Origin of the sequence: Streptomyces sp. NPDC057623 (assembly GCF_042800355.1) — a bacterium.
GTDB lineage: Bacteria > Actinomycetota > Actinomycetes > Streptomycetales > Streptomycetaceae > Streptomyces.
Window position 1 is genome coordinate 42,421 of the sequence record NZ_JBHVGZ010000022.1, and the last position, 21,242, is coordinate 63,662.

21 protein-coding genes and 1 pseudogene are annotated in these 21,242 nt (G+C 71.6%); 11 read left to right on the top strand and 11 right to left on the bottom strand.

Going from position 1 to position 21,242, the window contains the following annotated elements:
- Positions 1–372 precede the first annotated feature (372 nt).
- Positions 373–660: a DUF3040 domain-containing protein gene (locus tag ACFU95_RS22850; RefSeq protein WP_383830552.1), complete on the top strand. Its 288-nt coding sequence runs from the start codon at positions 373–375 to the stop codon at positions 658–660.
- A gap of 521 nt (positions 661–1,181) precedes the next feature.
- A complete protein-coding gene (locus ACFU95_RS22855) occupies positions 1,182–2,399 on the top strand; it encodes a cation:proton antiporter (protein WP_383830554.1) in 1,218 nt (405 codons plus the stop codon).
- Between the two features lie 71 nt (positions 2,400–2,470).
- Here ACFU95_RS22855 and ACFU95_RS22860 read toward each other — a convergent pair whose 3' ends face one another.
- On the bottom strand, positions 2,471–2,956 hold the full coding sequence (locus ACFU95_RS22860) for a cation:proton antiporter regulatory subunit (RefSeq protein ID WP_383830557.1): 486 nt from the start codon (positions 2,954–2,956) through the stop codon (positions 2,471–2,473).
- 195 nt (positions 2,957–3,151) lie between these two features.
- On the opposite strand from ACFU95_RS22860, the gene ACFU95_RS22865 reads away from it, so the two are divergent.
- Positions 3,152–3,595, top strand: coding sequence for a hypothetical protein (locus ACFU95_RS22865; RefSeq protein ID WP_383830560.1), 444 nt, complete (start codon positions 3,152–3,154; stop codon positions 3,593–3,595).
- Positions 3,596–3,893: 298 nt separating this feature from the next.
- Here the strand turns inward: ACFU95_RS22865 and ACFU95_RS22870 are convergent, their stop codons facing one another.
- The 4 genes from ACFU95_RS22870 to ACFU95_RS22885 all read right to left on the bottom strand — a co-directional run bounded on the left by ACFU95_RS22870 (position 3,894) and on the right by ACFU95_RS22885 (position 7,668).
- Complete coding sequence (locus tag ACFU95_RS22870; RefSeq protein WP_383830812.1) at positions 3,894–5,447, bottom strand: MFS transporter; 1,554 nt, start codon at positions 5,445–5,447, stop codon at positions 3,894–3,896.
- 77 nt (positions 5,448–5,524) lie between these two features.
- Positions 5,525–5,983 (bottom strand): alpha/beta fold hydrolase, encoded by a 459-nt coding sequence (locus tag ACFU95_RS22875; protein WP_383830563.1) that lies wholly within the window; start codon positions 5,981–5,983, stop codon positions 5,525–5,527.
- Positions 5,984–6,046: 63 nt separating this feature from the next.
- A complete protein-coding gene (locus tag ACFU95_RS22880; RefSeq protein ID WP_383830566.1) occupies positions 6,047–6,700 on the bottom strand; it encodes a response regulator in 654 nt (217 codons plus the stop codon).
- Entirely contained in the window at positions 6,697–7,668 is a 972-nt protein-coding gene (locus ACFU95_RS22885; protein WP_383830568.1) for a histidine kinase, read from the bottom strand. Before ACFU95_RS22885 ends, ACFU95_RS22880 begins: the two co-directional genes overlap by 4 nt.
- Before the next feature lie 273 nt (positions 7,669–7,941).
- On the opposite strand from ACFU95_RS22885, the gene ACFU95_RS22890 reads away from it, so the two are divergent.
- Both ACFU95_RS22890 and ACFU95_RS22895 read left to right on the top strand, forming a co-directional pair.
- On the top strand, positions 7,942–8,412 hold the full coding sequence (locus ACFU95_RS22890; RefSeq protein ID WP_383830571.1) for a cation:proton antiporter regulatory subunit: 471 nt from the start codon (positions 7,942–7,944) through the stop codon (positions 8,410–8,412).
- A 3-nt stretch (positions 8,413–8,415) separates the two neighbouring features.
- Positions 8,416–9,663, top strand: coding sequence for a cation:proton antiporter (locus ACFU95_RS22895; RefSeq protein WP_383830574.1), 1,248 nt, complete (start codon positions 8,416–8,418; stop codon positions 9,661–9,663).
- Between the two features lie 27 nt (positions 9,664–9,690).
- Here ACFU95_RS22895 and ACFU95_RS22900 read toward each other — a convergent pair whose 3' ends face one another.
- On the bottom strand, positions 9,691–10,974 hold the full coding sequence (locus ACFU95_RS22900) for a serine hydrolase domain-containing protein (protein WP_383830576.1): 1,284 nt from the start codon (positions 10,972–10,974) through the stop codon (positions 9,691–9,693).
- Positions 10,975–11,210: 236 nt separating this feature from the next.
- Between ACFU95_RS22900 and ACFU95_RS22905 the strand changes: the two genes are divergently transcribed.
- Positions 11,211–11,918 (top strand): YoaK family protein, encoded by a 708-nt coding sequence (locus ACFU95_RS22905; protein WP_383830579.1) that lies wholly within the window; start codon positions 11,211–11,213, stop codon positions 11,916–11,918.
- A gap of 113 nt (positions 11,919–12,031) precedes the next feature.
- Complete coding sequence (locus ACFU95_RS22910; protein WP_383830582.1) at positions 12,032–13,504, top strand: aminotransferase class I/II-fold pyridoxal phosphate-dependent enzyme; 1,473 nt, start codon at positions 12,032–12,034, stop codon at positions 13,502–13,504.
- 64 nt (positions 13,505–13,568) lie between these two features.
- On the opposite strand, the gene ACFU95_RS22915 is transcribed toward ACFU95_RS22910, so the two are convergent.
- Positions 13,569–14,969 (bottom strand): MFS transporter, encoded by a 1,401-nt coding sequence (locus ACFU95_RS22915; protein ID WP_383830585.1) that lies wholly within the window; start codon positions 14,967–14,969, stop codon positions 13,569–13,571.
- Between the two features lie 105 nt (positions 14,970–15,074).
- Between ACFU95_RS22915 and ACFU95_RS22920 the strand changes: the two genes are divergently transcribed.
- Positions 15,075–15,290 carry a hypothetical protein gene (locus ACFU95_RS22920; protein WP_030052320.1) on the top strand — a complete coding sequence of 72 codons (216 nt, stop codon included), beginning with the start codon at positions 15,075–15,077 and terminating at the stop codon, positions 15,288–15,290.
- 59 nt (positions 15,291–15,349) lie between these two features.
- Here ACFU95_RS22920 and ACFU95_RS22925 read toward each other — a convergent pair whose 3' ends face one another.
- Entirely contained in the window at positions 15,350–16,285 is a 936-nt protein-coding gene (locus tag ACFU95_RS22925) for an RNA polymerase sigma-70 factor (protein WP_383830588.1), read from the bottom strand.
- Between the two features lie 205 nt (positions 16,286–16,490).
- Between ACFU95_RS22925 and ACFU95_RS22930 the strand changes: the two genes are divergently transcribed.
- The 3 genes and pseudogenes from ACFU95_RS22930 to ACFU95_RS22940 form a co-directional block, all read left to right on the top strand.
- Positions 16,491–16,976 carry a carboxymuconolactone decarboxylase family protein gene (locus ACFU95_RS22930; RefSeq protein ID WP_383830591.1) on the top strand — a complete coding sequence of 162 codons (486 nt, stop codon included), beginning with the start codon at positions 16,491–16,493 and terminating at the stop codon, positions 16,974–16,976.
- A gap of 192 nt (positions 16,977–17,168) precedes the next feature.
- Complete coding sequence (locus tag ACFU95_RS22935; RefSeq protein ID WP_383830594.1) at positions 17,169–18,470, top strand: DUF418 domain-containing protein; 1,302 nt, start codon at positions 17,169–17,171, stop codon at positions 18,468–18,470.
- A 110-nt stretch (positions 18,471–18,580) separates the two neighbouring features.
- Positions 18,581–18,948, top strand: a pseudogene (locus ACFU95_RS22940) (FAD-dependent monooxygenase); the annotation flags it as partial.
- A 49-nt stretch (positions 18,949–18,997) separates the two neighbouring features.
- Here the strand turns inward: ACFU95_RS22940 and ACFU95_RS22945 are convergent.
- The 3 genes from ACFU95_RS22945 to ACFU95_RS22955 form a co-directional block, all read right to left on the bottom strand.
- Complete coding sequence (locus ACFU95_RS22945) at positions 18,998–19,447, bottom strand: hypothetical protein (RefSeq protein WP_383830596.1); 450 nt, start codon at positions 19,445–19,447, stop codon at positions 18,998–19,000.
- Between the two features lie 129 nt (positions 19,448–19,576).
- Positions 19,577–20,668 carry a serine hydrolase domain-containing protein gene (locus ACFU95_RS22950; protein WP_383830599.1) on the bottom strand — a complete coding sequence of 364 codons (1,092 nt, stop codon included), beginning with the start codon at positions 20,666–20,668 and terminating at the stop codon, positions 19,577–19,579.
- On the bottom strand, positions 20,665–21,183 hold the full coding sequence (locus ACFU95_RS22955) for an ArsR/SmtB family transcription factor (RefSeq protein ID WP_383830602.1): 519 nt from the start codon (positions 21,181–21,183) through the stop codon (positions 20,665–20,667). The genes ACFU95_RS22950 and ACFU95_RS22955 overlap by 4 nt, the downstream gene beginning before the upstream one ends.
- Positions 21,184–21,242: the final 59 nt, after the last annotated feature.

Below are 21,242 nucleotides of genomic sequence, written 5' to 3' on the forward strand. Positions count from 1 at the left end.
ACCCCCTTCTTCCCCTTTCCCTCCACCCGCAGATGCCTGGGTGGCTGAGCGAAACCAGGACGTTCTTTGGGTCTTTTTGTCCCAGGGCCGCCGCATGCCGTCGGCAGGGTTCGTGCAGGTCCTCCGTCGAGCGTTTGTGCGTGTCCGCAGCCAGGAAGGATGACTGGAGGGCGTGATGGGCGGGAGTGGGCGGGAGAGGCGATGCCGGGCTGTGCTGGGAACCGGTGACGCGCTACCGACCGGCAGACGCGTGGTACGCCGACAGCCTGCCCGACCGTGCACGACGCCCGGCGTCAAAGAAACCACCCATGGCCCATCGGCCCACCGTCTCACCCGTCCCCGGACGGTGACGGGTCCCGGGAAGGAGGAGCCATGCCCCAGTCCGACGACGAGCGTCTGGTCGCTCTCGAAGCACGACTCGCACGGGACGATCCCCGGTTCGCCGAGGCGCTGCGCGCCGGACGCCCCGCCCCGCCCCGCGAGTACCGCCGTACCGGCGCCTGGTGGATGCTGCTGACCGCCGTGGCCGTACTGGCCACCGGCATCGCGCTGGCCGACGGCCTGCTCATTGCCACGGGCCTGGTCCTCGCCGGTATCGCCGTGCAGTTGCTCGACCCGCATCGCGAGCGACCGGAGCGCCGCCTGCCGCCCTACCTCTGAGCCCCTCCGCATGACGGCAAATCAATGTCCGTACGATTATCAGCTGTTGGGGTGCGCTAGAATTTTTTACCGAGCCCTTACGCTCCGCTGAGCGAGGGTTCGCTCAGTCGTTGGGTGGTCGTCGCCGGTTTCCGGCGGACGTGATGGGGGGCGTGAGATGAGCCGAGCCATCTCTGTGCGCGTCAACGTCCCTGTGCGCGTCGAGAACGCCGCCCGCGACGGCGTTCCTGATACCGACAGCGCCGCCGACCCGAACAGGCGCTCCGCGCTCTGACGAGCGCCCCACCCGAGCCCGCTGCCAGGGCTCGGCCCCGTCGCACCGCCCGCTGAGCCGTTGAGCTCAGCCCCGGGAGACGAACCTCAGCACCGTCTCGCCGAGAGACGCCGCCAAACCGACCGGCGCCGGCGAGTGTGCGCGTACCGGCGACAGCACCCAAGGGCCCGTCCGGAGCTCAAGCCCGGCTGCCTGCACCCGCAAAAGGCACAGACGCCGCCGAACCGATCACGGAGGTCCGACGCCCGTGCACAACACCGCTGCCATGCTCATCGAACTCGGAGCGATCATCCTCGTCCTGGGGTTGCTGGGCCGCCTCGCCGGCCGGGTGGGCTTCTCGCCCATACCCCTGTACCTGCTCGCCGGACTCGCCTTCGGCCACGGCGGCTTCATTCCCCTCCAGGCCAGTGAGGAGTTCGTCGCGACCGGCGCCGAGATCGGCGTCATCCTGCTGCTGCTCCTGCTCGGCCTGGAGTACAGCGCCTCGGAACTGGTCGCCACCCTCAAGACCCAATACCCCTCCGGCGCGGTCGACTTCGTCCTCAACGCCGCGCCGGGCGCCGCGATGGCCCTGCTGCTGGGCTGGGGCCCGATCGCCGCCGTCGCCCTGGCCGGTGTCACCTGGATCTCCTCGTCCGGCGTCATCGCCAAGGTTCTCGGCGACCTGCGCCGGCTCGGCAACCGGGAGACCCCGGTCGTGCTGGGCGTGCTGGTCCTGGAGGACCTCTCCATGGCCGTCTACCTGCCGATCCTCACCGCCCTGCTGGCCGGGGTGAGTCTGGCGGGCGGCGCGGTGACTCTGCTGATCGCACTGGGCACGGTCGGCGGCGTGCTGTACGTGGCTCTGCGGCACGGACGCCTGATCAGCCGCGCGGTCTCCTCGGACAGCGCCGAGATGCTGTTGCTGGTCGTGTTCGGACTCACGCTGCTCGTCGCGGGCATCGCCCAGCAGCTCCAGGTCTCGGCCGCCGTGGGCGCGTTCCTGGTCGGCATCGCGCTGTCCGGCGAGGTCGCCGAAGGCGCGGGCAACCTCCTCACCCCGCTGCGGGACCTGTTCGCCGCGGTGTTCTTCGTCTTCTTCGGCCTGCACACCAACCCCGCGGACATCCCGCCCGTACTGGCGCCCGCCCTCGCGCTGGCCGTCGTCACGACCCTGACGAAGATCGCCACCGGCTACTGGGCCGCCCGCCGTGCCGGGATCTCGTCCAAGGGGCGCTGGCGGGCCGGTGGAACCCTGGTGGCGCGGGGCGAGTTCTCCATCGTCATCGCCGGACTCGCCGTCGGCGTCGAACCGCGCATCGGCTCGCTGGCCACCGCCTACGTCCTGATCCTGGTCGTCCTCGGCCCGCTCGCCGCCCGCTGGACCGAGCCCCTGGCCCGCCGCCTCTCCCGCCGCCCGGCCCGCGAGTCGCCGGACGCGACCACGGTGGCCGAGCCCAACGAGGTCGCGCATGCGAACGGTTGAGCCGCGCGGCGCGGGGCGGGCCGGCGCGCAGCCGGACCTCCACCGCCGCTCGGCCGCGCCGGGCCGGTCGGTCACTCCAGGGCGAGGATCCCGGCGGCCGCGTCCACGCCCTCGCGGGTGCCGATCACGATCAGGGTGTCGCCGCCCGCCAGCCGGAAGTCCGGCCCGGGGGAGGGGATCGCCTCGGCGCGTCGTAGGACGGCCACGATGGACACGCCGGTCTCGGTGCGCATCCGGGTGTCGCCCAGCACCCGCCCGTTCCAGTGCGAGACCGACGACAGCTCGATCCGCTCGGCCACCAGGCCCAGTTCGGTGGTGGACAGCAGGCTCGGGCTGTGGTGCGCCGGCATCAGCGCGTCGATGAGGGCCTCCGCCTCTCCCGAGGTCATCCGCACCGACATCGCGCACTCGTCCGGATCGTCCTGCCGGTACGCGTTCAGCGTCCGCGCCCCGTCCCGGTGCGCGACGACCGACAGAAGACGCCGCTCCCGGGTCGTGAGGTCGTAACGGACCCCGATCCCCGGCAACGGCGTACTGCTCAGACGCGGAACGCCCACGACTGTCCCCCTGTCCGGTTCGCGTGTTTCTTCGGACAACCTTTGATGACACCCTAACGAGCGACCGGAGTTGACCGCCGGGAAGGTGGCCGTGGGCCGCCTGGGACAATGCCTGGGCCAGGATCCACGGCGCCGATGCCGGGGGTCGGAGCCCCGCCTCCGTCCGCATCGGAGAGATGGGGAGGAAACGTCAGCATGATCGAGTGGGTGTCCCTCAGCAGCGGTGCCAGGCCGGTCCCACGGCCCGTTGCCACCCCGCTGGTGTGGGCCGGAGCCTTCGGCGGGGCCCTGGTGCTGGTGGCGGTCCTCAACTTCCTCGTGGGCACCGACCGCCCCGGGCTCGCCCTGGCCGTGCTGTCGCTGCTCGCCGCCCTGCTGGGCCTGTGCGCGCGCTTCACCGCGGCCCCCGGCACCGCCCTGCTGTGCTGGCTGTTCCTCAACGGCTTCGCCATCCCGCCCGCCGGCATCCTCACCTGGGTCGCGCACCGCGACACGTTCTGGCTGACCTGCCTGCTCGTCGCCGCCCTCGTCGGCACGGCCCTGGCGCGCCTGCTCCACGCCCGCGCCGCCTACCGCCGCCTCACCGCCGACACCGGGCCCAGGCCACTGGAGCCCGGCGACATGCCGTACGACACCTGACCGGGACGGCGTCCCGTACGCACCGCGAAACCCGCTCGCGAAGCCGTCCGGCCGATGTGAGTGACCCGGCGAACTCGCTCCACCCACCCCGTGGGAACGCCCGCCCATGTCGCCTACTACCTGGCGGCTCCCTCGGGCGGTCGAAAGCGGCCAAGTCCAGGATGTCTGCGGCTGGTTCTACGAGAGCGGCGGTCGTGTTGCCAGGATCGGTAGCCCTGAGGGGCTCACCCCTCTGGTGCGTCGCGTCCGCAGCTGAGTCCGCGGCGACAGCGCCCGCCCGGGGGCCCGCGTCTGGCGGTCATGCCCCTGTTCGTTGGTCGGGCCGGTCCGCGAACGTCTTGGAGTCCTCCGGGTTCTCGGGCGTCACCGCGCGGCCGCCGGGATGGCGCAGGGCGCACAGGAAGCCGATGCCCAGGGCGATGGCCATGCCGTAGAACACCCACTGGTTGGCCTCGGCGAAGTCCATGCGCACCGCGCTCATCGCGTCCCGCATCGTCGTGGCGACAGGGCCCGTGCCCGTGGGCGAGCCGGCGTCGCCGTTGCCCGTGATGGACTCGGTGATGTCACGCGCGACGTCGTCCGCCACGTTCGGGGGCAGACCGCGGCCTTCCAGGGTGTTCACCACGTTGGTGTTGGTGACATGCGTCAGCACGGTGCCGAGGACGGCCAGGCCCACGCTGGCCGCGAAGTTGCGCACGGTCTGGGTGATGCCCGTGACCTCCCCGTAGGACGCGCCGATGGACCGGTTGACGGCGTCCGTGGAGGCGGGTGCCAGGATGAAGCCGATGCCCGCACCGGCCAGGGCGGCGTACGGCCACTGGTCGTGCATGCTCAGATCGGTGAGTTCGCCCGCCCACAGGGCGAACCCGACACACCCCAGGACGGTGCCGATCTTCAGAGCCGGACGGGCACCCTGCTTGTCGAGGATCCTTCCGCCCCACTGCGAGGCGATCGCGAAGCCCGCGAAGAAGTACAGCAGGAACAGCGCGGCCTGGTTGGGGGAGGCGCTCAGACACACCTGGGCGTAGACGGAGGCGAAGAAGAACAGCGGTACGAAGGCCAGCATCGAGAAGAACAGCACCGCCGCGTCCACGGTGAACGCCCTGTCCCGGAAGACCCGCAGATCGATCAGCGGATGGCGCACGCGCCGCTCGTATCCGACGAACACGCCCAGCACCGCGAGACCGCCCGCGATACAGGCCCAGGTCGCCGCGCTGTCCCAGCCCCACGACCACGCCTGCTGAAAGCCGAGGACGCTCAGGCCCATGCCGACGGCGATGAGCACGGCACCGCGGACGTCGAGGGTGCCGGTGCGCCGCCGGTCCGAGACGTGGGCGAACGCCGTGAGGACCAGCGCCACGACTGCCACGGGCACGTTGACCCAGAACACGGCGCGCCAGGTCCAGTTGGTGAGCCAGCCGCCCAGGAGCGGCCCTATGGCGGTCAGCGCGCCGGAGAGCCCGAAGAACAGGGCGAGGGCACGTCCGCGTCGGTCGGGTGGGAACACCGCGACCACCACGGCCAGCGCCGCGGGGAAGAGCAGAGCCGCCCCGAGGCCCTGGGTGGCCCGGAAGGCGATCAGCCAGCCCTGGGCCGCGTCACCCTTGGGGACACAGCCGCACAGCACCGACGAGACGACGAACACCAGCGTGCCGATCACGACCACCCGGCGCGGCCCGTAGAGGTCCGCGAGGCGGCCGCCCAGGGCGAAGAACGCGGCCAGGGCGAGCAGGTAGGCGTTGACGACCCACTGCATGCCGGAGGCGGACAGGCCCAGTTCACGGACGATGTCGGGGGCGGCGATGGCGACGATGGTCTGGTCGATGAACGTCATCGCGACCGCGAACATCATCGCCGTGAGCGCCACCGTCTGTCGCGGTGCCGACCGGGGTGAGGACGCGGTGTCGCCATGCCGCAGGTTCGTGTCACTCACCCGTCCAGTCTGCGCCCGACCGGACGACGCCGCATCACCAGCGGGCCGGGCCCGCGCAGTGGCCGCAGCCGGCCTTGCCGGCCCCTTGCCTCGACCTGGCGCCAGCGTTCGCTCGGCGCGCGCTCGACCATCCAGGCCCAGAAGTCCGTCATGGCGCGAAAGCAGGCGTCCACGCGACCGATCGTGCTCATGAGGACCAGGCTGCGCACGAGTTGGGGGTGACGGAGCGCCAACTCCTGGGCGATGAAGCTGCCTCCCGAGAATCCGGCCACGTGGGCGGCCGGTATGCCGAGCGCACGCAGCGGCGCGGCGGCGTCGTCGGCAGGCTCCTCGGGCGACGGCGTGCGCCCGGCGCCGCGGTTGTCGAAGGCGGTGAGCCGGTAGCGGTCCGCGAGTCCGTCGAGCTGCGCCTGCCACGCTTCGGCCGGGTATCCGAGCCCCGCGATGAGCAGCACGTCGGGACCCTGGCCCCGGCGCTCGACCCAGAGGTCGACACCCTCGGCTGCGCGGACCCGGCCCTACGGCTCGATGAGGCCGACGCGGATGGCGTAGCGGGTGAGTTCCAGGCGGTCGCGCAGGCCCAGTTTCTGGAGCAGGTTGGCGCGGTGCCGTTCGACCGTCTTGACGCTGATGACGAGAAGACGGGCGATCTCCTTGGAGGAGTGTCCCTCGGCGACCAGTTTGAGGATCTCCTCCTCACGTTCGGTGATGGGGCGCGCGGGCAGCCGGTCGCCCGCGCGGGCGCGGTCGAGGTAGGTGCGGATGAGGGCGGACTCCGCGCCCGGGTAGATGAAGGGTTCGTCGCGCAGCGCGGCACGGCAGGCTTCGACCAGGTCGCGGTCGGCGACGGATTTCGGGACGTAACCCGAGGCCCCGGCCTTGAGCGCTTCGAAGAAGAACTGCTCGTTGTCGTACATCGTCAGCATCAGCGTGCGCAGTTCGGGGCGGCTGCGGGAGAGCTCGCGGGCGGCCTGGAGACCGGTCTGACGGGGCATCGCGATGTCGAGGATGGCCAGGTCGATGTCGGTGCTGCGGGCCAGGGCCGTCGCCTGCGCGCCGTCGGATGCCTCGGCCACGACGGTCAGGTCCGGCTCGGCGTCGAGGATGAGGCGGACCCCGCGGCGGACGAGCGCGTGGTCGTCGGCGAGCAGGATGCGGGCCGGTGCCGTCATCGCGTGTGCTCCCGGGGACGGTGGCCGGCGGTGCTGTCGGTCACGTGCAGTCGTATCTCGGTTCCGCCGCGCGGGCCTCGGCCGACGGTGAGGTCGCCTCCGATGAGGAGGGCGCGTTCCCGCATGCCGCTGATGCCGGCGCCCTCGGCGGCGGTCCCGATTCCCCTGCCGTCGTCGCGGACCAGCAGAGCCACCCGGGCGTCCGGCAGGGGGGCCAGGCGGACTTCGACGCGCGTGGCACCCGAGTGGCGTGCGGTGTTGGTGAGCCCTTCCTGGGCGATGCGGTAGAGGACGAGCTCGGTGGCCGGGGCGAGGGGCGGCAGGCCCGGCGCGATCCGGGCCGTCGCACTCAGCCGGGAGGTCGTGAACTCGGTCGTCAGGGCACGCAGGGCGCTGTGCAGGCCGAGCTCCTCCAGCACACCGGGGCGCAGCCGGCGGGCGATACGGCGGATCTCCTCCAGGCCCGCGCGGGTGGTCTCCTGCGCCTGGCGGAGGTCGGCCCGCACCGTGGCGGGGGCGTGATCGGCAGCGTGCTTGAGCTGGAGCAGGACGGCGGTGAGGGTCTGCCCCACCTCGTCGTGGAGCTCCTGGGCGAGACGTTGCCGCTCGGCTTCCTGCGCGGACAGGGCCCTGCCGGAACTGGTGGCCCGTTCGGCCTCCAGCCTGGCGAGCATGGCGTTGAAGGTCTTGGTGAGCTCGGCGATCTCGCCGGGGCCGGTCACGGTCGTACGGCTGCCGGGCCTGAGCAGATCGGCGGTCGCCATGGCGCGGGTCAGCCGGGCCAGCGGCGCGAGTCCGAGCCTCAGCAGCAGGGCGTTCGCGATCAGCATCACCACGAGCCCGGCGAGCAGGACCAGCGCCTCGCCGAACAGGACCGGGGTGGAGACGGTGACCGGACCGAGCAGCAGCAGGACCGCGGCGACGAACACCGCCGCGTTGAGCAGGAAGATCCGCCAGTACAACGTCATGATCGCGTTCCCTTCCCGGTGACCCTCACCTCCACTGTCTCCTGCCGGCCCGCCCCGGTCCCACGCGGGTACGACCTGCGGCGGCGCCCACGGGCCCCCGCACCACCCTGACCGCTGGTGCCGGGGCACGTCCATCCGTGCTGACACCCATGTTCCCGGCCCGTTCGCACCTGGCACGATGACCTTCGCGGCGGCGGAACCGGCAGGCCGGTCCGCCGTGCGCGCACCACGGTCGCGACGAACAAGGAGGGAGGGGTTGTGCCTGCTCCGCGGATGAGCACCACACCCTTGCCGGGTATCGGTGTCCAGTACGACCTCACCACGCGGGAACATCGCCATCTGTCGGTGATCGCGCACCGGGACGGAACCCGGACGGTGAACGTCTACCGGCCCGACGACCCGGACGCGTGTGCGCAGTCGCTGCATCTGACCGAGCCGGAGACGGCCTCCCTGATCGATGCGCTGGCCCCGTCCCACCACAGCCCGAACCTGCTGTCCACGACCGACCTGGGACTGGTGGCGGAGCGCATAGAGCTGTCCGCGGCCTCCTACTGGAACGGGCGGGTCCTGGGGGACACCAGGATGCGCACCGAGACCGGCGCCTCGCTCGTCGCGGTGCTCCGGCGCGCGCAGGCGATCCCTTCGCCGACCCCTGACTTCCGGCTGGCCGGCGGCGACATCCTGATCGTGATCGGCACCCGCGAGGGTGTGGAGGCGGCCGCCGAGATACTCGGGCGGGACTGAGCGATGCACTCCTCCGCGATCTTCCTGATCGAGTTCGGCGCGATCATCCTCGGACTGGGGCTCCTCGGCCGGCTGGCCGGGCGGCTGAAGTTCTCCCCGATACCCCTCTACCTGCTGGCCGGACTCGCGTTCGGCGAGGGCGGCCTGCTCCCGCTGGGCACCAGCGAGGAGTTCGTCGCGATCGGCGCCGAGATCGGCGTCATCCTGCTGCTGCTCATGCTCGGCCTCGAGTACACGGCCAGCGACCTCGTCTCCAACCTCAAGACCCAGTACCCGGCCGGTCTCGTCGACGCCGCGCTGAACGCGCTGCCGGGTGCCCTCATGGCCCTGCTGCTGGGCTGGGGGCCGGTCGCGGCCGTCGTCCTGGCCGGCGTCACCTGGATCTCCTCCTCGGGCGTCATCGCGAAGGTCCTCGGCGACCTCGGACGGCTCGGCAACCGCGAGACCCCGGTCATCCTCAGCATTCTGGTCCTCGAAGACCTCTCCATGGCCGTCTACCTGCCGATCCTCACCGCCCTGCTCGCCGGAGCCGGGCTCGCTGCGGGCAGCCTCACCCTGGCCATCGCCCTGGGCGTGGCCGGCGTCGTCCTGCTGCTGGCCGTGCGCTACGGGCGCCACATCTCCCGCTTCGTCTCCAGCGACGACCCCGAGAAGCTGCTGCTCGTCGTCCTCGGCCTGACCCTGCTGGTCGCCGGGATCGCCCAGCAGCTGCAGGTCTCGGCTGCCGTGGGCGCGTTCCTGGTCGGCATCGCGCTGTCCGGCGAGGTCGCCGAGGGGGCGCACAACCTTCTGGCGCCGCTGCGGGACCTGTTCGCCGCGGTGTTCTTCGTCTTCTTCGGCCTGCACACGGACCCCGCGAGCATCCCGCCCGTGCTGCTGCCGGCCCTCGCGCTGGCCGTGGTCACGGCTGCCACGAAGATCACCTCCGGCTACTGGGCCGCCAAGCGCGCGGGAGTGGGTCTCAAGGGCCGCTGGCGGGCCGGTGGCACGCTGGTGGCCCGCGGTGAGTTCTCCATCGTCATCGCCGGCCTCGCCGTCACCGCGGGCATCGAGCCCTCCCTGGGCCCGCTGGCCACCGCCTACGTACTGATCCTCGTCGTCGTCGGCCCGCTCACCGCCCGCTTCACCGAGCCGGCCGCCGCCTGGTTCGCCCGGCGCCGCGCCCTGTCGGTACCGCGCCCGGCGGAGGTGCCCACGCCGGACGAGTCCCCGAAGGCGATCCAGAGCAACGGTCCGGCCGGTCCGGTATGAGCCCGGCATGAGGGGGGGCACCCGGTGTCACCGGGTGCCCTGATCCCGCGATCGGCCCGTGCAGAGCGCCGTCTGGACGGCCGCCTTCATGTCGGCGCTCTGCGCGTCCGGTCCACCCGGGCCGAGGTTCACCATGACCGTCGCCTGCCTGCCGTCGAGGGTGGCACCGGCCGCCGTCTCGAATCCGGGGAAGTCGCCGGTGTGCCCCCAGTAGAGGCCGCCGCAGGGCAGCGGCCTGCTCTCCAGCCCGAGGCCGTACGCCCGGCCGTCCGGGTTGCCGGTCGGGCGGGTGCGCGTCATCTCCCGGAGCTGGGCCGGGCGCAGCAGCCTGCCGCGCAGGAGCGCGTCCAGGAAGCGGTTGACGTCGGTGCCACTGGAGATCATCTCGGCGGCCGGGCCGCCGACCGAGGGGTTGATCGCGGTGATGTCCCTGAGGGGCGCGCCCTCGCCCGGCCGTAGATACCCGCGCGGATGCGGTCCGGGAATCGCCGAGGCGTCACCGGGCAGATACGTCGCGCGCAGGCCGAGCGGAGCGATGACGCGCCGGCGGATCTCGTCCCCGTACGAGTGCCCGGTCACCCTCTCGATGATCATGCCGACCAGCAGGTAGCCGGTGTTGGAGTAGCGCCACCCGGTGCCCGGCTCGAAGGTCGGGGGGTGGGCCAGCGCTATGTTCACGAGGTCACGCATGTCGTGGTGGGCCAGCGGGTCCTCGACGATCTCCTGCGGGCTGAGGTGGTCGAGGACGTCGGGGATGCCGCTGGTGTGCTGGAGCAGCTGACGGACGGTCACCACCCGGCCGTCGTTGCCGTGTCCGCGGACCACGCCGGGCAGGTAGCGCTCCACCGGCGCGTCGAGGGCGACGCGGCGCTCTCCCACCAGCTGGAGCAGCACCGTCGCCACGAACGGCTTGGTCATGCTCCCGATCCGGAACCTGCTGTCGGGGCGCACCGGCGCGTGGCTCGTCACGTTCGCGACACCGCTGGTCAGCACCGTGCTGCCGCGCCGGTCCCGCATCTCGACGAGCGCTCCGGGCCCGCCGTCGACGGTGGTCAGCCGCCGAAGGAGCGCGCGCAGACGCGCGTGGTCGGACGTCCGGGCGGCGGACTCGGCGGGCGTGACCGTGGCGGAGGTGTTCTGCCGGGGCACGTCGTCCTTCGGGGCCGCCCCCACCGCTACGCCGGCCGCCACGGCCAGGGTGAGTAAGCCGCCCATCGCACGCTTCTGCTTGATCACGTGTGCTTCCTCGGTCGTGAGAGCCGTCGTGGAGTGCGGGGAGCGCTGCTTGCCGCCCTCCCTGTGCTGTCCCACGATGCCCGCGGAGTGCGCGTCGCCACGATGGGGCGGTCATCCGGACCTGTGGTGGGGTTAACCCCCTGTGTCCGGCAGGGGGCGATCCCCATCGCCCGCCGAACGGGATCCTCGACGCCGCGGTACGGAAGGCCGACCGAGCGAATCTCGGTGACCTCGGCGCCGGGTGAGCGACGGTGGGCCAGGTACTGCGCGACGGTGGAAGGGGCTACGGCCGGCGGAGGAAGGGATCACCCATGTCTGCACCGGTGTCTGCGCCGGCTCGATCCGATCCGCTGCTGCCGAAAGTGCTGATCGTCCTGACCGCGGTCACCGGAATCGTCGACGCGGTGGCCTTCCTGGGCCTCGGGCAGGTCTTCACCGCCTTCATGACGGGCAACATCCTCTTCCTCGGCTTCGCGGCCGCCGGCGGCGAAGGGCTGACGCCCCTCGGCTCGCTCACGGCACTCGCCGGGTTCGCGGTCGGCGCGGTGGCCGGCAGCCGCCTCGGCGCAGCCACGGCTGCCCGCCCGCGCCGGTGGCTGCTGGCCTCCGCCGTCATCGCGTCCGCCCTGCTCGCGGCCGCCGCGCTGGCGGCGATCGGGCTGCCGACGGTGCGGGGCGACCTGGTGCCGAGGCACTACGCGGTGATCGCGCTGACGGCGCTGGCCATGGGAGTGCGCAGCGCGACCATGTGGCGGCTGGGGGCGAGCCTGAACACCACACTGGTGACCGGCACCCTCGTCACCTGGATCAGGGAGTCGGCGGCGGGCGGCGGCACGCCGGACACCTCTCAGCCCTACCGTGTCGCCGCGCTCGTGGCGGTGTTCGCCGGCGCGGCCATCGGCACCCTGCTGCTGCGTGCGGGCCTGACCACGGCGTTGTCAGTGGCCGCGGCGGGGGTTCTGGCCGGCATCGGGGGATACGTGGCCCATCCGGCGTCCCGACGGACGCCGAGCGCCTGAGCAGGCCGCATGACGTCCATGCCCGTCGCCGGTGACCCGTCTGCCAGGAGGACCTGCGCGCGCCGCCGGACGGAGTGAGGCATGCGCATGCTCATCCTGGGAACTCCGCAGGCATGCGTCCGAACCACGACGAGGCGCCCGTTTTGGACGCCCTCTCCCGCTACCACGAGGCCGACGAGCTGGGTTTCAGCCCACCCGGTCACAAACAGGCACGCGGCGCGGACCCGAGGGCACGGGCCGTCCTCGGCGACGCCGTGTTCCTTGGTGACGTACTGGCCAACGGAGGACTGGACGACCGCCTTTCCCGGGGAAATGTGCTGGAGCGGGCCGAAAAGCTGATGGCGGACGCCGTGCACGCGGAGCACACGTTCTTCTCCACCTGCGGCAGCTCCTTGTCCGTGAAGGCGGCCATGCTGACGGTGACCTGCCCGGGCCAGAGCCTGCTGGTCGGGCGGGACGCCCACAAATCCGTGGTCGCCGGTCTCATCCTGTCCGGCGTCCGACCGGTGTGGGTCGAACCGGAGTGGGACGCGCGACGCAACATCGCCCATCCTCCGTCGGCCGCTTCCTACGACAAGGCGTTCACCGCGTATCCCGACGCCGACGGTGCCCTCGTCACCAACCCGACCCCGTACGGTTCGGCGGCCGGCCTGCGCGGTATCGCCGAGGTCTGCCACCGCCGGGGCAAACCCCTGATCGTCGACGAGGCTTGGGGAGCGCACCTGCCCTTCCACGAGTCGCTGCCGTCGTGGGCCATGGACGCGGGCGCCGACGTCTGTGTCACCAGCATCCACAAGATGGGCAGCGGCCTGGAACAGGGTTCGGTCTTCCACCTCCAGGGCGATCTCCTGGACCCCGCCGAGCTCGCGGCGCGCGCCGAGCTGCTCGGCACCACCAGCCCCAACGTCCTGCTGTACGCCGGAATCGACGCGTGGCGCCGACAGATGGTCCAGCACGGCCACGCACTCATGGACCGGGCGCTGGAGCTGGCCCACCGCACCCGTGCCGCGATCGAGGACATCGACGGCCTCCACGTCAACGACGCGGCGGACTTCTGCGGTCCAGGACTGGCCGTCGAGTTCGACCCCCTGCCGGTCGTGATCGACATTGAAGCCCTGGACACCACCGGCTACCGGGCCGCCGACCGGCTGCGCGAGCGGCACCACGTCGACATGCACCTCTTCGACCACCGGCGCGTCAGCGCCCAGCTCACCCACGCCGACGACGACCGGACCACCGCCCGTCTGCTCGCCGCCCTGCGCGAACTGGCCGACCACGCGGACGAACTGCGGGACGCGCCACGTGTCGACGTGCCGTCCCCGGCCGACCTGCGCATGCAACAGGTCCGCCTGCCCCGCGACGCCTACTTCGGCCCCCATACGGACGTACCCCTGGAGAAGGCCGCGGGGAGGGTCGCCGGCGAGATGGTCACGCCGTATCCGCCCGGTATCCCCGCCGTCCTCCCCGGCGAACTGCTCACCGAGCCCGTCCTGCGCTATCTGCGGACCGGTGTCCGGGCCGGCATGAATCTGCCCGACGCGGCCGACAAGCGGCTGAGGACGATCCGGGTCGTGTCGGAGGACTGATCGAACCGGAAACGGGCCACTTGCCGAGCCGGAACAAGAGGTCGGCCTGCGCTGCTCGATGGCCTCAAGCGCCCTGCGTTCCCCTGGGCTTCGGCGGCACACATCGCCACGCGAGGACGGCGGCGGTGAGGTAGGCGAGGGCGCCGATGGCCATGCTGGTGCGCAACCCGGTGTCGTAGTCGGTGGCCGAGGCGAGCAGGCTGCCGCCGAGGGCGACGCCGGTGGCGCTGCCGATCTGGCGGGTGGTGTTGAACAGGGCGGAGGCGGCCCCCGAGTACGCCGGGGGAGCGGCACCCATCACGGTGGCGGTCGACCCGGTGAGGGCGAAGGACGTACCGAATCCCGCGGCCATCATCGGGGCCACCAGCAGCACGTAGGCGGGGTCGGCTCCCGCCGCGGCCCAGCCGGCCAGCCCCAGGGAGGCCAGGAGCATGCCGGAGACCACCAGCGGACGGTCGCCGGTGCGGCCGGACAGCCGCCCTGACAGGACGGAGGCGAACATGGTCATCGCCACCGCCGGGAACAGCGCCAACCCGGTGCCGAGGGCGCTGAAGCCACGATGGTGCTGGAACGCCAGGCTGGCGGTGAACACCATGCCGTAGAAGCCGAAGTTGAACAGCAGGCCGATGACCGCTCCGCCGCTCATCGCACGAGAGCGCAGCAGGTGCGGCGGAAGCACAGGAGACCGGGCCAGCCGCTCGCGCACCCCGAACGCCACGGCTGCCAGCACGGCCAGTCCCAGCCCGGCGAGCACGGCCGGGTCGGACCAGCCCCGACGTCCGGCCTCGTTGAGTGACGCGGTCAGCAGCGCCACCGCCGCCACGACCGCGCACTGCGCCGGCCAGTCCAGGGCCCGGTCGGCGCGCCGGGGCGAGCGCGCCACGTGCCGCAGCGTCAGCACCAGGCAGGCCGCCCCGACCGGCAGGTTGATGAGGAACACCCAGCGCCAGCCCACCGTGGAGACGAGCAGCCCGCCCAGCAGCGGCCCGGCGGAGGCCGCGATGCCCGCCATCGACCCCCACAGTCCGAAGGCCCTCGAGCGTGCGGCCGCCCCTGGGTACGCCTGCTGGAGCAGGGCCAGGGAACCGGGCACGATCAGCGCCGCACCGAGCCCCTCCACCAGCCGGGCCACCACCAGGAAAGGGGCGTTGGGCGCGAGCGCGCAGGCTGCCGAGGACACGGTGAACACGGCCACGCCCGCGCAGAAGACCCGCCGGTTGCCCAGCCGGTCGCCCAGCGCACCGCCGGTCAGCAGGAACCCGGCGAAGACCAGGGTGTAGCCGTCGGTGATCCACTGGATCCCGGTGAGCGAGGTCGACAGGTCGCGGCCGATGACCGGGACGGCGACGTTGAGGACCGTCACATCCAGGATCACCATGAAGTACCCGGCGCACACCGCCAGCAGCGGTGCCCAGGACCGTCGCTCGGACGGGGATTCCGAGTCCGACTCGGGAAGACCGTACATCCAGAGTCACATTAAGTGAGGTACAGGGTGTATGCCCCCAAGTGGGACGTGGGGCGGCCTCGTGCCCCACATGCGGGTGAGCGCCACACGCCCCACCCTGGTCCCATGGCAAGTACGCAGCCCGTCGTCGTGTACCCGCCCGCCGAGGACGGTGGTCGGCGGGTGCGGGTGGACGACCAGTTCCTGGGGATGGCGTACGGCCTTCTGGACGTCGCCGAGTTCCTGCGCCGGGCCGGGATCGAGGACGCGGATCCGGAGTACGTGCGACAGACAGGGCTGATCGAGTGGCGCGGCGGCGGCCCGGAGGCGTGGAATCGCTGAAGGCGACGAAGGGCCTCCCGGTGCGGGGAGGGGTCGGACCGCCGTCCCTGTCGGCCGATTCAGCGGCTCACCTTCGTCTCGTGTTCGACGCGGGACAGCTTCTCGGGGTTGCGTACGGCGTAGAGGCCGGTGATGAGTCCGTCGTCGATGCGGAGGGCCAGGACGGTGTCGATCGCGCCGTTCAGGTGGAGGATCAGCGCCGGATGGCCGTTGACGTAAGCCGAGCGCAGTGACGCGGCAGGGCCGAACCTCGTCAGTCCGGCGACCAGCGGGGCCACCTCGCCGACGCCCACGACGGGCGACAGCACGGCCTGCACGACTCCGCCGCCGTCGCCCAGCAGGACGACATCCGGCGCGAGGACGTCGAGCAGCCGTTGCAGATCGCCCGTTTCGACCGCTCGCCGGAAGGCGTCCAGCACGCTTCGGGCCTCGGCCGGGGAAACGGCCCCGCGGGGTCGGCGCGCCGCGACGTGGGTCCGGGCCCGGTGGGCGATCTGGCGGACCGCGGCAGGACTCTTGCCGACGGCTTCCGCGATCTCGTCGTACTCCAGGCCGAACACTTCGCGCAGCACGAACACCGCCCGCTCGGTGGGGCGCAGTGTCTCCAGCACCAGCAGCATCGCCATCGAGACGCTGTCCGCCAGCTCCACGTCCTCGGCCACGTCGGGTGCGGTCAGCAACGGCTCGGGCAGCCAAGGGCCGACGTAGGACTCCTTGCGGCGGCGGAGCGTACGCAGCCGCATCAGCGCCTGGCGGGTGGTGATGCGGACCAGGAACGCGCGCTGGTCGCGCACGCTGCCGGGAGCGACCCCCACCCACCGCAGCCAGGTCTCCTGAAGGACGTCCTCCGCGTCGGCGGCCGAGCCGAGCATCTCGTACGCGACCGTGAACAGGAGATTGCGGTGGGCGACGAACGCCTCGGTGGCTGAGGGCGCCCCGACGCCCCGGCCAAGTGGCTCGCCCGTGCGCTCTGTTCGCTTCCGGCTCCCGCTCATCACTGTCTCCCACCCGTCGCCCGTTCGCTCTCGACCCTCCACACGCACCAGATGCCGATGGCCGCCGTTGTGTGACATGCGATCCCGGTGGCGCAGGTCACACCATCGCCGGTGTCACACGGAGCGAGGCACCGGCATCCGGTGGTCGTCCGGACATCGCCCGGACGATCCGGGCGGTACGTATCGCACACGTGAGGACGAAGCCATGGAACCCCGTATCAACCTGATGACGAACGCGGTCGGCGCCAAGGTCGGCAAGCGCATCCACCACGTGAGCCTGGCGATCAGGGAGTCGCCGCTGCCCGTGGCCCTTCAGGAGTTGGTGGAGCTGCGTGCCAGCCAGATCAACGGCTGCGGCTGGTGCGTCGACGTGCACACCAAGGAAGCCGCGCTCGCCGGTGAGAGCCCGGTCCGGCTCCACCTGGTCGCCGCCTGGCGGGAATCGACCGTGTTCACCGACGCCGAGCGGGCCGCGCTGGCCCTGACCGAGGAGGGCACCCGCCTCGCCGACGCACATCACGGCGTGTCCGACGAGACCTGGGCACAGGTACGCAAGCACTACGACGACGATCAGATTGCCGCGCTGGTCTCCCTCGTCGCCATGATCAACGCGGCCAACCGGCTCGGCGTGATCACCCGCATGCGGGGAGGTTCCTACGAGCCCGGCATGTTCGCCGGCCTGTCGAACTGACCGTGTGGCTTCGAGGCACGGCGATACGCAATCCAGTCCGGCGGCCTCGCGGCGTTCTGTCTTGGACGAGTGGCCCCGCGAGCCTGAGTCGATCCCTCGGGGCCTTTTGGCGCGCGGGCACCATACTTTGGTCACGCGCGGCGAGACCGATGGCGGATGTCCCGGTACCGGCCGCCTTCTTAGCGTGGCGGTGTGACGACGACTGATGCCGACAACACCAAGAACGCCGGGAACTCGGTGGACTCCGAGAAGGTGTGGCTGCCGCGTGGGGCCGTGCGGAGTGGGGAGCGGGCGCTCACGCCCGATCTCGCGCGGGGGTTGATGCTCTTGCTGATCGTGGTGTCCAACACGGCCTTCCACCTCTGGGCGGCTCGCCACGGCCCGTCGGGGTGGCAGCCGGTCGACGGCTCGTGGGTCGACCGAGCGGCTCAGTTCACCATGATCACCGCACTGGACCTGCGGGTGTATCCGCTCTTCGCGTTCCTCTTCGGCTACGGCATGACGCAGCTCTACCTGCGTCAGGTCGAGGCGGGGGCCTCGGAGCGTGCCGCGGTGGGAATCCTGCGACGGCGCAGCCTGTGGCTGATCGTCATCGGGCTGTCGCACGCCACCCTGCTGATGGCGGGTGACATCGTCGGCTACTACGGACTGCTGAGCCTCGTACTGGGCTGGCTCTTCGTCAGGCGCAGCGAGCGTGCGTTGAAGTGGTGGATCGCCATCGCGGCCGTCCAGCTGCTGTTGTTCTCGGTGCTACCGGTCGTCATGGCCCTGCTGCGCGGCGAGTTGGGTTCCCTGGGGGAGTCGGGAGCGGAGCCGGGCTTCGAGGCATACGGGTCGGGTGAGGAGAGCTACCTCGCGGCGCTCGGCACCCGGCTGACGACCGGTCTGTTCGTCACCTTCGTCGGCGCGCCGCTCGCGCTCGTCGGCGGCGGCTACCTGGTCTTCCTGCTCGGCTTCTGGGCGGCCCGTCGTCGCGTCCTCGAGGAGCCCGGACGGCATCTGCGGCTGCTGCGCCGCACCGCGGTCGGGGGAATCACCGTGGGCTGGCTGGGCGGGCTGCCGGCCGCGCTCGCCCACGTCGGCGTGCTGAAGGTGCCGGACGAAGCTCAGAGCGAGGAGGGGGCGCTCACCATCCTGCGGGATGTCACCGGGAACGCCGCCGGGATCGGCTATGTCGCCGCAGCAGCGCTGTTCGCGCACTGGTGGACCCAGCGCCGGGCCGGCCGACCCGGCGGGTGGGGCGGCAGGGCCGTCGTCGCGGTGTCGGCGGTCGGCAAGCGGTCGTTGTCCTGCTACCTGGCCCACTCGCTGATGTTCTCCCCGCTGCTCGCGGCCTGGGGTCTCGGTCTCGGCGAGCATCTGACCAGCGCCACCATGGTGGTCTTCGCGGTCGCTGTCTGGTCGGTGACCGTGGCCGGGGCGTACGCCCTGGAACGCGCCGGCCGACGCGGGCCGGTCGAGACGCTGCTCCGCAGACTGGCGTACCGCACCTGAGACGGAGACGCGGGCGCACGGCCGGCCCGGCAGGCGCCTGTGCCCGTCAGCGCAACGCCGCCGCCACCAGTCCTCGGATCTCCTGCTCCGAGACCGTGCCGCCGCCCACGAAACTGGCCACACCCCTGCCCACCTTCACCGTGGGCCGGATCGCCCTGCTCGGTGACGCGGCCCATGCCATGACCCCGAACCTCGGCCAGGGTGCCTGCCAGGCCGCCCTGGAGGACGCGGTGACCCTCGCCGCGGCACCCGCCACCGAGCCCACCGTCTAATCGGCGCTGGCCCGTTACGACGCCGAGCGGCGCCCGCGCAGTCAGTCGGTCGCGCGCGCCGCCGGCAGGCCGGCCGTATGGGCCAGCAGCTGAGTCACCCCCTGGCCGTCGCCGCCCGCAACACCGCGCTCCGGCCGGCGCCGTCCCGTACGACGGTCAGCGCCGTCCTGCGGCACGCCGACTGGACGGCGCCGAGCCTGAGTTGAGGTACTCGTCCTCCCCCGGCCCGCAGCCGGGGGTGGACGGGGGCGGTGTTCAGCCCGCGTACACGCGGCCTTCCTTGATGACGAAGTTCGTCGGTTCGGAGCAGCCGATGGACGGCGTGCGCAGCAGGCTCACCGTCAGTGGTGCGGGCTCGGTGCTCGCGGTGGAGAGCTCGCAGACGGCTTCGCTACCGGTGAGGGGATACCAGAACCAGCCGTCCACGTCGCCCACGGTGACGCGGTCCGACTCCTTCCAGGCGCCGTTCGCCTGCGTGTAGACCTGCAACCGCACGGAGGCGGCGTACTCGTCCTCCGTCGAACGCAGCGCGGTCAGCGTGATCTTGTAGTCGGAGCCGAGGACGGAAGAGGCGATCTGCCGCGTCTGCGGCGCGGCGGTGCCGGCGTTCGAGGATCCGGCGCCGGCGGCACCGAGAGCGGCCGCCATCAAGGCGGTGAGGACTGCGGCCGTGCCACGGCGCGTACGAATGCGGGCCAAGCTCATGTGTTCCCCCGTTGGAACGAGTTGGATGGGGTGCTCTGAAGAACTGCGGTCAGTGATGCGGTCAGTGGTGAAGACACGCGACCTGGATCAGGGGTTGTACGGCCACCGCCCGGATCACGTGGTCGAAACTCAGACCTCGTCGAGTTCGGCGAGCAGCGCGAAGGTCAGCGCGTCGACCGGGCGGGGCGCGGTGTCGGACTCCTCGCTGAAGGTGTTCACCATCATGACCACGGCCGTCATGCTCTGCCTGCTGAACGCCGCACATGTGCTGAATCCACCGGTGCCGCCGTTGTGCCAGGTCATGGTCCGGCCCCCGGCGAGCGTACTGAGGTGCCAGCCGAGCCCGAGCCGCAGGTTCTCGTCGACCGTGAAGTGCGGGCGCTGGGTCAGTGCGATCGCGTCCCGCAATGACGAGTGCGCCGGGCGCAGTTGCGCGCGGAGGTAGCGGAGCATGTCGTCGGCGGTGCTGTAGACGGAGGTGCCCGCGCCGGCGAGCACCTGATCGTGCCAGTCCGGCACGGGGTCACCGGCGAGATGCCCGACCGCCTTGCGGGAGGCCATGTCCGGCCGCAGGTCCGTCGTCGTGTCGCGCAGGCGCAGCGGCGCGGTCACGCTGCGGCGCAGCATCGCCTCGACGTCATCGAAGGCCAGCGCCTGGGCGAGCAGTCCGAACCCGAGGTTGGAGTAGCCGTAGGTGCTGCCCGGCTCCGTGCTCAGGGTGGTCTCGGCCAGTCCGCCGGCCAGGTCGTCCAGCGTGTAGTGCGCGTACGGGTCGTAAGGATCCGCGTTCGTCAGGAGGTTCGGCGGCAGTGAGGGCAGTCCGGAGGTGTGGGTCGCCAGGTCGGCCAGGGTGATCCGGCGCGGGCCCTTGCGCGGGACGGGGAACCCGGGAGGCAGGACGAGCGGCCCGTCGAGGCGGACCCTGCCCGCAACCACCGCGCGCGCGAGGGCCGTGGCGGTGAGGGTCTTGCCGATCGAACCCAGCTGGAACACCGTGGCGCCGTCCGGTGCCGGGCCGTTCTGCGCCGCGCCCGCCGCGTGGTGATGTGCGCCGCGGATGACTCCGCACACCACACTCGGGCTGCCGGCGGCCAGCGCGCGGTCCAGGTATCGCCGTACCCGCGTGGCGAGTTCGCCCTCGGCTGCCATGGCATGCCGGGGTAACAGCGACAGTCCGGCCCCGGCCGTCGCCGCCGTGCCCAGGAACTTCCGTCGGTTCATGTACCACTCCTTGTCGTCGGGTTCGGTGCCGGCACCACGGCGGACAGCAGCACGAGCAGCGGCACCACTCTCCCCGCGGGCACCAGGTAGTGCCCGCGCCCCTCGGCCTGGAGCCAGCCGGCGGCGGTGAGTTGTTTGAGGTGGTGGTAGAGCTGTCCGGTGGTATTGAGTCCGGCTGTCTCCTGCAACTCGGCCGACGACCGGGTTCCGCGCAGTACCGCGCGCAGCAGGGTGAGCCGCACCGGATGCCCCAGGGCCGCGTACGGCGCGGCGTGATCCGCCCAGTCCGCATCGAGCAGGTCTGTCGCCGCCGCGCCTTGCTGCCATTCGTAGTGTTCGCCCGTAGGCAGGTCGACTGCGCCGGTGAAGAGGACTTGCCCGTCCCCCGTGAGCCGCTGGCGCAGCCCTTCAAGCGCCCAGAATACGTCGTTCCGGGGCGGGTTCGGTCCCGACTCCAGCCGCGACACACGTTCTTCGAGCGCGGCGACCCGCTCCAGCAGGGAGTCGTCAACCATGCGCTGGACACTACGTTATTCCGTAATTACGGAGCAAGTCTCGGGATCGCAGAGTACGA